The organism is Flavobacterium sp. PL12 (genome assembly GCF_039123485.1).
GTDB lineage: Bacteria > Bacteroidota > Bacteroidia > Flavobacteriales > Flavobacteriaceae > Flavobacterium > Flavobacterium weaverense.
Map to the genome: position 1 here is coordinate 20,150 of NZ_JBANDI010000024.1, position 12,028 is coordinate 32,177.

General features: G+C 34.0%; 9 protein-coding genes and 1 tRNA gene. 8 read left to right on the forward strand and 2 right to left on the reverse strand.

What is annotated here, in order from left to right; all coding sequences use genetic code 11:
* Nucleotides 1-73: transfer RNA gene (locus tag RCH19_RS11575), tRNA-Phe, on the forward strand.
* 105 nt (nucleotides 74-178) lie between these two features.
* Here RCH19_RS11575 and RCH19_RS11580 read toward each other — a convergent pair.
* Both RCH19_RS11580 and RCH19_RS11585 read right to left on the reverse strand, forming a co-directional pair.
* Nucleotides 179-796, reverse strand: coding sequence for an exonuclease domain-containing protein (locus tag RCH19_RS11580; protein ID WP_343023360.1), 618 nt, complete (start codon nucleotides 794-796; stop codon nucleotides 179-181).
* Nucleotides 797-2,716, reverse strand: a complete 1,920-nt coding sequence (locus tag RCH19_RS11585) for a DUF294 nucleotidyltransferase-like domain-containing protein (RefSeq protein ID WP_343023361.1) — start codon at nucleotides 2,714-2,716, stop codon at nucleotides 797-799. It lies immediately after the preceding gene.
* A gap of 224 nt (nucleotides 2,717-2,940) precedes the next feature.
* Here RCH19_RS11585 and RCH19_RS11590 point away from each other — a divergent pair, with 224 nt between their 5' ends.
* From RCH19_RS11590 to RCH19_RS11620, 7 genes are all read left to right on the forward strand, one after another.
* Nucleotides 2,941-3,360, forward strand: a complete 420-nt coding sequence (locus RCH19_RS11590; RefSeq protein WP_121924984.1) for a helix-turn-helix domain-containing protein — start codon at nucleotides 2,941-2,943, stop codon at nucleotides 3,358-3,360.
* Nucleotides 3,361-3,464: 104 nt separating this feature from the next.
* Complete coding sequence (locus tag RCH19_RS11595) at nucleotides 3,465-4,703, forward strand: hypothetical protein (protein ID WP_343023362.1); 1,239 nt, start codon at nucleotides 3,465-3,467, stop codon at nucleotides 4,701-4,703.
* A 27-nt stretch (nucleotides 4,704-4,730) separates the two neighbouring features.
* Complete coding sequence (locus RCH19_RS11600; RefSeq protein ID WP_343023363.1) at nucleotides 4,731-4,991, forward strand: DUF4212 domain-containing protein; 261 nt, start codon at nucleotides 4,731-4,733, stop codon at nucleotides 4,989-4,991.
* Nucleotides 4,992-5,018: 27 nt separating this feature from the next.
* The gene (locus tag RCH19_RS11605) at nucleotides 5,019-6,770 is read left to right on the forward strand and encodes a sodium:solute symporter family protein (protein ID WP_343023364.1); all 1,752 of its coding nucleotides are present in this window, start codon (nucleotides 5,019-5,021) and stop codon (nucleotides 6,768-6,770) included.
* A 265-nt stretch (nucleotides 6,771-7,035) separates the two neighbouring features.
* Nucleotides 7,036-9,747: a sensor histidine kinase gene (locus RCH19_RS11610; protein ID WP_343023365.1), complete on the forward strand. Its 2,712-nt coding sequence runs from the start codon at nucleotides 7,036-7,038 to the stop codon at nucleotides 9,745-9,747.
* On the forward strand, nucleotides 9,744-10,106 hold the full coding sequence (locus RCH19_RS11615; protein ID WP_121924978.1) for a response regulator: 363 nt from the start codon (nucleotides 9,744-9,746) through the stop codon (nucleotides 10,104-10,106). Before RCH19_RS11610 ends, RCH19_RS11615 begins: the two co-directional genes overlap by 4 nt.
* A gap of 10 nt (nucleotides 10,107-10,116) precedes the next feature.
* Entirely contained in the window at nucleotides 10,117-12,018 is a 1,902-nt protein-coding gene (locus RCH19_RS11620) for an AMP-binding protein (protein WP_343023366.1), read from the forward strand.
* The last annotated feature ends 10 nt before the right edge of the window (nucleotides 12,019-12,028 follow it).

Below are 12,028 nucleotides of genomic sequence, written 5' to 3' on the forward strand. Positions count from 1 at the left end.
GGTACCTTAGCTCAGATGGTAGAGCAATGGACTGAAAATCCATGTGTCCCTGGTTCGATCCCTGGAGGTACCACAAAACCCGAATAGAAATATTCGGGTTTTTTGTTTTTAAAAAATTTTATATTTAAGAACTTCTACAGAAATTACAAGTTCGCATTAATGCAGAAATTTTTAAACACTATCTCCTCCACTTGTTTTTAAGTTGTAAATAAATAAAAGCAGTGATATAAGCATCACCAATCGCGGTATGCCTGTCAATTTTTTCAATTTTAAAAATCTTACATAGTTCATCTAAACTAGAATGATGCTCTTCCGGTAGTCTTTTAAATTTTTGATACATTAAATCAGTATCGATACTTTTATTTTTTAGCTTACTTAATCCCATTCTTTTTAAAACCTCATTTATCATTTTTACATCAAAACTAACGTGATGACCAACAAGAACAGCATCTTTTATAAAATCTAAAAATTTAATTACAGCTTCAGACTCTGGAATTTTTTCCTCTTGACCCGTTTTTAATATTCCATGAATAGGCACAGTTTCTTTTTTAAAAACATCTTGAATCAAAAACAAATTCAAACAATCGTTAACAACAATTGAATTTCCGCTAATCCCAATTGCACCAATAGAAAGAATTACATCTGTTCGAAAATCTAAACCCGTTGTTTCTGTATCAAAAGCCACTATTCTTTTTTCAGCAGAAGCATTCGATTTAAAATCAAAGTATGCCAAATAACTTTTCCAAAATTCAGGATATACTTTTTCGGTTCTTCTAAACCAGTTAACTAGCTTCATCTAAGTAAAGTATGTGAGTTGAAATCGTGTTCTAATAATTTCTTGAACATCATTGATAGGATTAAAAGCATTCTTTAGCTTTAGCTTATCTAATTTAGACAACTTACTTAAATCTAAATAACTTCCACCTGAATTACTCGCAAAACCTTCTTTAGTTCGAAATTTCTGCAATATGGAAAATGCTTCCGCACAAGCATCATAAATAGCAGCATTTTGAGGTTCTAGCGCAGAAAGTTCTTTATATCTCAGTATTGTATTATTAGCTCCCGTAATTTTATTGCTTAAACACAAGAGTCTCGCTGCATCAATCAAAGGCATTAATCCTCGTCCTTTAACATCAAAATTATCTTTATGCTCGCCATCCTTTTCGATTATAAAATTCTTAAAAAAACCGAGAGGAGGTAGGTTTTTTAAAGCGTCAGCACCTAAATAAGCGAAGAAAACTTGGTTGTTCTCTATATTTTTCAATATAGTTGTTGTTATATCATCAACTAATTCTTTAGTTCCATACACAAAATCGTAATCAAAGAAAATCGAACACATTAAAATTCCTTCTACCCCAGGATTATTGATCCAACTAACATATTGTCGCTTCCACTCCGTTACAGACTTACACCATAACGTATTACATGCCATCATTTCTGCTGGACACAATTCGTAACCAACTGTATTCAACATTTCAGTAACGTAGAAAGCCAGTTGAAGAAAATAGTTTTTAACGCCATCATAATTATCAGGCGAAACATCCGCGAATAACAGAGCATTATCTTGATCTGTCATAAGTAATTGCTCCTTTCTGCCTTGGCTTCCTATATTTATCCATGCAAAGTCCGCCGGAGGTTTTTGATCCATTTTTATAATAGCTAGATCAATAGCTCTTTTAGTAATAACCGTATTTATCTCAGCAACAATTTTTGAAATATGAGCAATGGGAATATTTTCATTTAACGCATTCTGGATTAACTGAGTAAGATTTTTTCTTATACTTTTGAGTTCCTCAGCATTTTTTGCTCTTTTAGTTTGTTTTAAAAGCACTCCGGGATTATTAGCTTGTGACGTAAAAACGTCGTGTTCTGAAATGATACCTATAATTTTTGATTGCGGAGTACCATCTGAAGTAACACATAAATGACCTATGCCTAATTGCATCATCTGCAATTGCACCTCAGCAACCGAATTATTTGCACCCACGGTAATTACAGGTGTAGACATTATACAATTAGCAGTGTCGTCGATAGAAAAAATTCCTGTAGCGATTTTATAACGTAAATCTTTGTCTGTAATAATTCCTATAGGCAGCTGATTCTCCTCAATAATGATGCTGCCAATTTTATATTTGACCATTACTTCAGCTATTTCCTTAACTGTAGCGTTTTTTGTGGCTGTAATTGGATTTTCTGTATGTTTTATGGGTTTAAAATATTGAAATACATTTTCATCATTGTGATACCTTATATTCTCTGTAGCCAACTTTCCTTTATGTTCGTCATCGTATGGATTACGCGTGTTGGATGCAAAACTTTCTAATAAGAATTTAGACACTGCTGCATTTGCAAAAACATACTTTTCAAAAAAATCTATTGGAATTGCATAAAGCAAACTTTCCTCTTGAGCTACAGCATTCATCAAGTAATTATCCTTTGCAAAAAAAGGACGGATTCCAATAATATCTCCTTCATCACATTCATCAATGAGTAATTCCTTTTCGTCAGCTGTAATCGACAAACCGACTGCTCCATCTTTAACAACATAAAAAAAGGAATGTGGCTGATCATCGAACTTAAAAAGAACTTGATTTTTTTCCAAATAAACGACTTGAGAATGATTTGAAATGATAATTAATTCCTCTAACCCCAAACTCATGAAAGGAGGATGATTCTTTAAAAAATCGGCAATCCGCTCTGCTATCGGGTTTTTCATACTGTAGATTATTGCTATTGACATTTAAAGTTACAACAAATACAAGTTCATTTTACTAATCTAAAAATCTCAGACCAATGTCAAAAGATATAATAGATCAAAAACTGACAATTTCACAAAGATTTAGTGAAGAAAACAATTTATATATAATTAAACTATTTTTTATTTACAGAATGTGTTTACTATAATTGCTAAATTACTATATTTATGCAAAATTTATATATATGGAGATTTTAAGCTGTCCAAAATGCCAAAGCGATCATATCATTAAAAGTGGCATAATCAACAGTAAACAAAGGTACCTATGTAAAAAATGCAATTATTTTTTTACCGTTAATAAAATTGGTAAAAAGATAGATGATTACTACGTGACTAAAGCTTTACAACTGTACCTCGAAGGACTAAGCTTCAGAGAAATAGAGCGAATTATAGGAGTTTCACATGTCACGGTAAGCAACTGGGTAAAGTCCTATAATATTAAAAAGCCTTCGCATGGAAATTACCATCCCACATACAAGATTTTCAACCACTTAGAATTAGTTGAATATATAAAAAACAAAGGTTTATTATCAGGAGCAGGAATGATTATCACCGAACTTGGTGACAAATTTATGCTTATTAAATGGGAACGTTTTAAAGATTAACTATAGCTATTAACAGCTATATATACATGAATTTTTTTTCTTAACAAAAAATTAGAATTTGGCAGTCTAGAAACTAACCATTTCAACTAACCAAATTAATAATTATGAAGAAAACTTATTTGATTGCAGCACTACTGCTTTTATCCTTAAAAGCTTTTTCGCAAGGTTCCCCTGACTACGGAGCCGGAATGAAGTTTAACCTGAATGAAGATGGATCAAAATACCTTAGGGTAATATCTTGGGCCCAAATCTGGGGACAGTATAATTCAGACCGTCCTTTAGACGGCAACGGCAATGAGCAAGCCGATTTAGATTTCAGCGTAAGAAGAGCACGTGTATTAATGTATGCACAAATCAACAAAGACTTTTTAATCTTAACTCATTTTGGACTTAACAGTTTAAATGCTGATTCTATGAGCCCAACCGGAAAAGGAGATGGCTCACAATTATTTCTACATGATGTTTGGGCACAATACAGCCTTGGAAAAGATCATGCGCTTGGAGGTGGACTACATTACTGGAACGGAATTTCTCGTTTAAATAATCAGAGTACGCTCAACATAATGACTTTAGACAATCAAAGACAAGCGTGGGCAACTTTAGGATTATCAGATCAATTTGCTAGACACATTGGAATTTATGCAAAAGGAGCTTTTGGAAAATTCCAATATCGTGTTGCTATAAATAGTGCTTCCACTTCTAATTTACAAGCGATATCCGTTCCTGTAAATGGTGGTGCAGCTACTTATACAGGTACTCGCTTACTAGGATCTAAAGAAGCTGGAAAAACATATTCTGGATACTTTGAGTACGGTTTTTTAGATGCTGAAAGTAACTTTTTACCATATAAAGTTGGCACATACTTAGGAACTAAAAAAGTATTTAATGTGGGTGCTGGTTTCTTTTTACATCCAAGTGGAGCTGTTACAGCAAACGGTTCTGGAGTATTAAGTGGAGAAGATGTTTCTGTTTTTGGTGTAGATGCATTTTATGATGTTCCAGTAGGTACGCAAGGTGCTGCACTTACAGCATACGCTCTTTATCAAAATTCTGATTACGGAAAAAATTATAGACTTGGAACTACTTATGAAACGGGATCAATGATTCATGGACATGTAGGATATGTTATTCCTGGAAAATCAAAGACTCGTTTCCAACCTTATATTTCTTATGATGATCGAAAAATAGACGCTTTAAATGATAATGCAACTCAATTAGGTATTGGAGCAAATGCATTTTTTAGCGGACATCATTCTAAACTTACCTTAGAATATCAGACATTAAAATACGCTACAAATAAAGCCGTAAATACCATTACGCTTCAAGCAATGATCTATCTATAATCCACTAATTTTTAATAACGCAATATTATGAGCGATAAACAAGATAACGCAACAGCTTATTGGAAGGAAAATTTAAAATACCTTTTAATTTTATTAAGCATTTGGTTTGCTGTTTCCTACGGAGCAGGAATTCTTTTTAAAGAAGCATTAGACACAATTAAAATAGGTGGATTTCCACTTGGTTTTTGGTTCGCACAACAAGGTTCAATTTATGTATTTGTCATACTTATATTTATTTATGTTCGATTAATGAACAAATTAGATAAAAAGTACGGATACGACGAATAACTATAAACTATAAAAAAATAAAAAATCATGGATTTACAAACTTGGACCTATATAATCGTTGGAGTAACCTTTGCTCTCTATATTGGAATTGCAATCTGGTCGCGCGCTGGATCTACTAAAGAATTTTACGTTGCTGGAGGTGAAATTTCTCCTTTGGCTAACGGTATGGCAACCGCAGCTGACTGGATGAGTGCCGCCTCTTTTATATCAATGGCGGGAATCATTTCCTTTGATGGTTATGATGGAGCTGTATATTTAATGGGATGGACCGGAGGATACGTTTTATTGGCACTGCTTTTAGCGCCTTATTTAAGGAAATTCGGGAAATTTACTGTTCCTGATTTTATTGGGGAACGTTATTACTCTAATAGTGCTAGAACCGTTGCAATTATTTGTGCGCTAGTAGTTTCATTTACATACGTAGCAGGACAGATGCGCGGAGTGGGATTAGTATTTTCTAAATTTTTAGAAGTCGATATTAACACAGGAGTAATTATAGGAATGGTAATTGTTTTATTTTATGCCACTTTAGGAGGTATGAAAGGAATCACCTATACACAAGTAGCGCAATATTGTGTACTGATATTTGCTTTTATGGTTCCTGCAATCTTTATTTCTATCCAAATGACAGGTAACCCAATTCCACAATTAGGAATGGGAGGGAAAATTACCGGAACAGACACTTATTTAATTGATAAATTAAACGGACTTTCTACAGAACTTGGTTTCTCGGTTTACACCAATGGAACAAAATCAATGGTCGATGTTTTTGCTATAACGCTTGCACTAATGGTTGGAACAGCAGGATTACCGCACGTAATTGTTCGCTTCTTTACTGTTAAGAGAGTAAAAGATGCTAGAAAATCAGCTGGATATGCATTAATTTTAATTGCTATACTATATACTACAGCTCCTGCAATTGCGGTTTTTGCCAAAACAAATTTAATTGAAACTGTAAATGGAAAAGATTATACTTCAATGCCAGCTTGGTTTACAAAATGGGAAACTACTGGTTTATTAGCATTCGAAGATAAAAACGGAGATGGTAAAATTCAATATTATAATGATGCTTCAAAAGATCCTAAATTTTTAGCGGAGCAGGAAGCAAAAGGAAACAAAGGTAGCGAGTTGACTATTGATAAAGATATTATGGTTCTTGCTAATCCAGAAATTGCAAACTTACCAAACTGGGTAATTGCCCTAGTTGCTGCTGGAGCATTGGCCGCTGCATTATCTACTGCTGCAGGTTTATTACTAGTAATTTCAGCTTCTGTATCGCATGATATTATCAAAAAAATGATTAATCCAAATATTTCTGAAAAAGGAGAGCTTTGGGCTGCTCGAGCAGCTGCAGCAGTTGCAGTTATTATTGCGGGTTATTTTGGAATCAATCCTCCAGGCTTTGTCGCCGCGGTAGTCGCTTTAGCATTTGGACTAGCTGCTGCATCATTATTCCCAGCGATTATTCTTGGAATCTTTGACAAAAAGATGAATAAAGAAGGCGCTGTAGCCGGAATGATCGTTGGATTATTACTGATGCTTTTCTATATGTTGAAATTCAAATTTGGTATTTTTGATGGAGGAAAAGAGGCTGTCGCTGGATTGAAAGACGGCTGGTGGTTCGGAATTTCTCCCGAAGGTTTTGGTACTATTGCAATGATTGTGAATTTTGCTGTAGCATTAATAGTAAAAAGATTTACACCAGAACCACCATTTGATGTTCAAGAAATTGTTGAAAACATCAGAATTCCATCTGGTGCGGGCGAAGCAACTCACTAGTACTTTAAGAAAAATAAATAAATTTCAAACTATACAATCTCTACATTTGCTTGTAGGGATTGTATATTTTTTAATACCATGAAAAAAAGACACGAACAAAAGTTAGTTATTCTTTCAATGCTATTATTACTAGCGTTGAACATACCTCTTTTGCTTTTATTTGACAGTTCAAAATCACTTTTTGGCTTTCCTATAATATACATCTATATTTTTTCGGCGTGGTTGTTTTCGATTGCTACTTCATACTTGATAATAAAGAGATATTATGAATAGCTTCGCGCTCCTTTTAATTTTAGCGCTTTACTTAGCAATTCTTTTTTTCATTGCACATTGGTCTGAAAAAAGAAGCCATTCTAAGTGGACAAATAACGCTTATGTTTATTCTTTTTCATTAGCTGTATATTGCACCGCTTGGACTTATTACGGTAGTATAGGCGTAGCGGCAGAATCAGGTTTGAACTATTTAACGATTTATTTAGGTCCTGTATTAATTATTCCAACATGGATGATTATCCTCAAGAAAATTATTAGAATTTCGAGAGTAAATAAAATCTCTAGCATTGCAGATTTTATTTCTCTACGTTATGGAAATAGTAGATTTCTTGGCGCTTTAGTGACTCTAGTTTGCGTTTTTGGTATTGTTCCTTACATCGCTTTACAATTAAAATCAATCTCAGATACTTTTCATATAGTCACTCGTACAGAAGCGAGCGACAATCTTTTTACAGACACAACAACTTACGTTTGCTTAGCCTTAGCACTTTTTGCGTCTTATTACGGAACTAAATATGTTGACGCTTCAGAAAAAAGACGCGGAATTGTAACCGCAGTTGCAATGGAATCTATTTTAAAATTAGTCTTTTTTTTAATTATTGGAATATACGTTACCTATTTTGTTTTTGATGGATTTGATGACATTTATCAAAAAGCATCATTACTAAAAGATTTCGAAAAGAAGAACACTATCGGCGGGCTCAAAAACGGAATCAATTGGTTCTTTCTGTGCATATTATCAATGTTTGCTATATTCCTATTACCAAGACAATTTCATACAGCAATTGTTGAAAATAATAAAGAAAGTCACATTCGCACTGCGATCTGGTTGTTCCCACTATACTTATTACTTTTTAACATTTTTGTATTTCCTATTGCTTGGGGAGGAAATATACTTTTTGACGGAAAAGGGCATAATTCAGATACGTATTCCTTATTAATACCTCAACTTTTCGATAACACAACTTTGACAGTTTTAGTTTTCTTAGGTGGTTTTTCAGCAGCAATTTCGATGATTATTGTATCGTGCATTTCGCTTTCTACCATGGTTAGTAACAATTTATTGATTCCATATGGTTTCATTGGATCACTAGAAAATTCCTCTCAAGAAAAAAATAATAAACGAATTGTAAATAGTAGAAAAATTGGAATCTTTTCTTTAATTATTTTATCATACGCCATCTATCGCATATTTATTCTAGACTATTCTTTGTTCTCTGTTGGATTAGTTGCATTTGTAATAATTGCTCAATTAGCTCCCTCATTTTTTGGAGCATTATTTTGGAGAAGAGGTTCAAAAAAAGGAACAATCACTGGAATTATTCTTGGGTTTGCAACTTGCTTTTATACACTATTAATTCCTTACGCTATTGGATTAACAAAGTCTACAAGTCTTTTTATTCAAGAAGGACCTTGGGGAATTGCACTTTTAAAGCCGTTTCAACTTTTTGGATTAGATTACTTAGAACCCATTCCACACGCTTTTTTCTGGAGTATCCTTATTAACTCATTAAGTTATTTAGCTATTTCAGTGAGTTTTAGCGGTAATTATCGCGAGCGAAATTACGCTGAGATGTTTGTCGATATTGATAAATATATTACAAATCATGAAAACGCTTTTATTTGGAAAGGAACCGCATATATCACTGATATTCAAAAAGTGTTGCAGCGGTTTTTAGGTGAGGATCGAACAAAAAGAGCGTTAACAATATTCAATTTAAAATATAATGTCGACAAAAATATTACCACAGCTGATGCTCGATTTATAAAGTTTGCTGAAAATTTGCTGACTGGACACATTGGTACGGCTTCCGCCAAAATTTTGATATCAAGTGTTATTAAAGAAGATAAAATTAGCTTGCCTGAAGTACTACGGATTTTAGAGGAATCGAAAGAAAACCTAATCATCAATAAGAAGTTAACGGATACTTCTAATGAATTAAAAAAAATATCAGAACAGCTAAAAAATGCCAACTTAGAACTTGTCAATAAAGACATTCAAAAAGATGAATTTCTCGATACCGTTACTCATGAATTACGAACACCAATTACGGCCATTAGAGCAGCGAGCGAAATACTTCATGACGACGACGATATTCCAGAAGAATTACGCAAGCAGTTTCTACAAAATATCATATCGGAATCAGATCGATTAAACCGATTAATTGATAAGATTTTAGATTTAGAGAAATTTGAAACAGGAAAGCAAAAAATTTATTTGTCTAAAAACGACATTTCGAGAACTATAAAAAATACTCTTGATTCGTTACAGCAGTTAATAAGGAATAAGAAAATAATTGTAGAATTTCATGAATCTTCACAAGAGATTAAGGCATTTTATGACGAAGAAAGAATTATTCAAGTGGTCAATAATTTACTATCAAATGCTATTAAGTTCAGTTCAAATACTGACGGTAAAATAGCAATTTCAATTAGCGAAAACAACGATAACGTTGTCGTTTCAATTCATAATAATGGCAAAGGAATAAACGGTGAAGATTTTGAAGCAATTTTTGATAAATTTTACCAAGCTAGAAATCAAAACGTAAAAAAACCTATCGGTAGTGGACTAGGACTAGCGATTTGTAAAAAAATTATCGAGCACCATAAAGGCAGAATTTGGGCCGAAGAAAATGTAGCTGAAGGCGCTACTTTTATTTTCACCTTACCCAATTATAACACAGCAGAAAAAGTTGATAAATGAAAAAGATTTTAATTGTAGATGACGAACCTAATATTGTGATGTCACTGGAATATACCTTCAAGAAAAATAATTTTGAGGTTTTTATCGCTCGTGATGGTCATGAAGCTCTGGAGATTTTAAAAAATCAACTTCCAGACGTAATCATTTTGGATGTAATGATGCCTATGGTTGATGGATTTGCAACACTAGAACATATTAAAAAAGACGAACGCCTGCGGCATTGCAAAGTCATATTTCTTTCGGCAAAGAACAAAGAAAAAGACATTGAATCAGGACTTGCCTTGGGAGCAAATTTATATGTAACCAAACCTTTTTCAGTAAAAAAACTAGTAGAACAAGTTCATGAATTAATGCACTAAATAAAAAGCTATGACGTACAAGGAAATTTATACAGAAAGCATAGAAAAACCAGCAAAATTCTGGAAGGAACAAGCGGATGCAATTGAGTGGTACAACAAACCAGAGGTAATTTTATCTCTGGATGAAAATGGATATCCTTTGTGGTATAAAGATGGAGAGCTGAATATTTGCTATTTAGCGTTAGACAAACACATTCAAGATGGCCGTGGAGATCAAATAGCTTTTATTTACGATTCACCGGTTACACAAAATATTAAAAAATATACTTTTTCAGAAGTAAAAACGGAAGTAGCAAAACTCGCTGGCGGAATGCTTTCGTTAGGATTAAAGAAGGGTGATACTGCAGTTATTTATATGCCAATGATTCCTCAAGCAGCTTTTGCTATGCTTGCATGCGCAAGAATTGGTGTTACGCACTCTGTCGTTTTTGGTGGTTTTGCACCTCATGAATTAGCAATCAGAATCGATGATTGTAAACCACGTTTAATTATTACAACTTCATCAGGAATCGAGATTGATCGTGTAATTGCTTATAAACCGTTAGTTGATGAAGCTATCGAACTCGCATCACACCGACCAAAAAAGGTTATTGTTTTCAATAGAAAATTAGGCGCACGAGTTCCCTTTAAAAAATACGATGTCGACTACGACGCATTAGTTTATGGTTCAGAGGAAGCGGCTTGTGTTCCAGTAAACACAACGCATCCTTTATATATTTTATACACTTCAGGAACAACAGGTAAACCTAAAGGCGTTGTAAGAGACACGGGAGGTTATGCCGTTGCGCTAAAGTTTTCAATGACACATATTTACAATGTGCAGCAAGATGATGTTTTCTGGGCCGCTTCAGATGTAGGTTGGGTTGTAGGCCATAGCTTTATAGTTTACGGTCCATTAATTAATAGAAACACTTCCTTAATCTTTGAAGGCAAACCAATAAGAACGCCAGACTCTAGCACTTTTTGGAGAATTATAGCGGAACACAAAGTCAATGCAATGTTTACAGCGCCTACCGCCATTCGAGCAATTAAAAAAGAAGACCCTGATGGCGAATTCATCAAGCAATATGATTTAAGTTCGCTAAAAACACAATTTCTTGCAGGCGAACGTTGCGATATTGCGACATTAGAATGGTATCAAAAGCACATTTCTGCTCCCGCAATTGATCATTGGTGGCAAACAGAATCAGGATGGCCAATGATTGCAAATATGATGGGAGTAGAACAATTACCTATCAAGCCAGGTTCAGTTGGGAAAGCTGTTTGCGGTTATGATATCAGAATTTTTAGCGAAGATGGTACCGAAGTAGAGCCTAACAAGGAAGGTTACGTAGTCGTTAAATTACCTTTACCTCCAGGAACTCTTTTAGATTTATGGAAAGATAATCCTAGATTTAAAGCCGGTTATTTAGAGCAATTTCCAGGCTACTATTTTTCTGGAGATGGCGGATATAAAGATGATGAAGATTACATTTTTATCACAGGCAGAGTAGATGACGTAATAAATGTTGCAGGACATCGTCTCTCAACTGCTGAAATGGAAGAGGTTGTTTCATCACATGCTTCGGTTGCTGAGTGTGCCGTTATTGGAATAAATGATTCTTTGAAAGGACAGATTCCTTTAGCTTTGGTTGTAACCAAATTAAATGACGAAATTGAACATTATCAATTAGAACAAGAAACAATTAAATTAGTGCGGCAACAAATAGGTGCTGTGGCTTCACTACAAAATGTGGTTATCGTTGAACGACTGCCTAAAACACGTTCTGGCAAAATTCTACGAAAATTAATGCGAAGTATTGCTGACGGAGAAAGTTTCCAAATCCCATCAACCATAGACGATGAAAGTATAGTAGAAGAAATTGATACTGTACTGAAAAAATATAAAATTGGAGTTTACAATATAAAATAACAACAACTAA

What these genes read in the sequence shown, in the direction of transcription:
- RCH19_RS11605 (WP_343023364.1), top strand. Translation starts at nt 5,019, where the DNA reads ATGGATTTACAAACTTGGACCTATATAATCGTTGGAGTAACCTTTGCT.
- RCH19_RS11600 (WP_343023363.1), top strand. Translation starts at nt 4,731, where the DNA reads ATGAGCGATAAACAAGATAACGCAACAGCTTATTGGAAGGAAAATTTA.
- RCH19_RS11620 (WP_343023366.1), top strand. Translation starts at nt 10,117, where the DNA reads ATGACGTACAAGGAAATTTATACAGAAAGCATAGAAAAACCAGCAAAA.
- RCH19_RS11610 (WP_343023365.1), top strand. Translation starts at nt 7,036, where the DNA reads ATGAATAGCTTCGCGCTCCTTTTAATTTTAGCGCTTTACTTAGCAATT.
- RCH19_RS11590 (WP_121924984.1), top strand. Translation starts at nt 2,941, where the DNA reads ATGGAGATTTTAAGCTGTCCAAAATGCCAAAGCGATCATATCATTAAA.
- RCH19_RS11585 (WP_343023361.1), bottom strand. Translation starts at nt 2,716, where the DNA reads ATGAAAAACCCGATAGCAGAGCGGATTGCCGATTTTTTAAAGAATCAT.
- RCH19_RS11615 (WP_121924978.1), top strand. Translation starts at nt 9,744, where the DNA reads ATGAAAAAGATTTTAATTGTAGATGACGAACCTAATATTGTGATGTCA.
- RCH19_RS11580 (WP_343023360.1), bottom strand. Translation starts at nt 796, where the DNA reads ATGAAGCTAGTTAACTGGTTTAGAAGAACCGAAAAAGTATATCCTGAA.
- RCH19_RS11595 (WP_343023362.1), top strand. Translation starts at nt 3,465, where the DNA reads ATGAAGAAAACTTATTTGATTGCAGCACTACTGCTTTTATCCTTAAAA.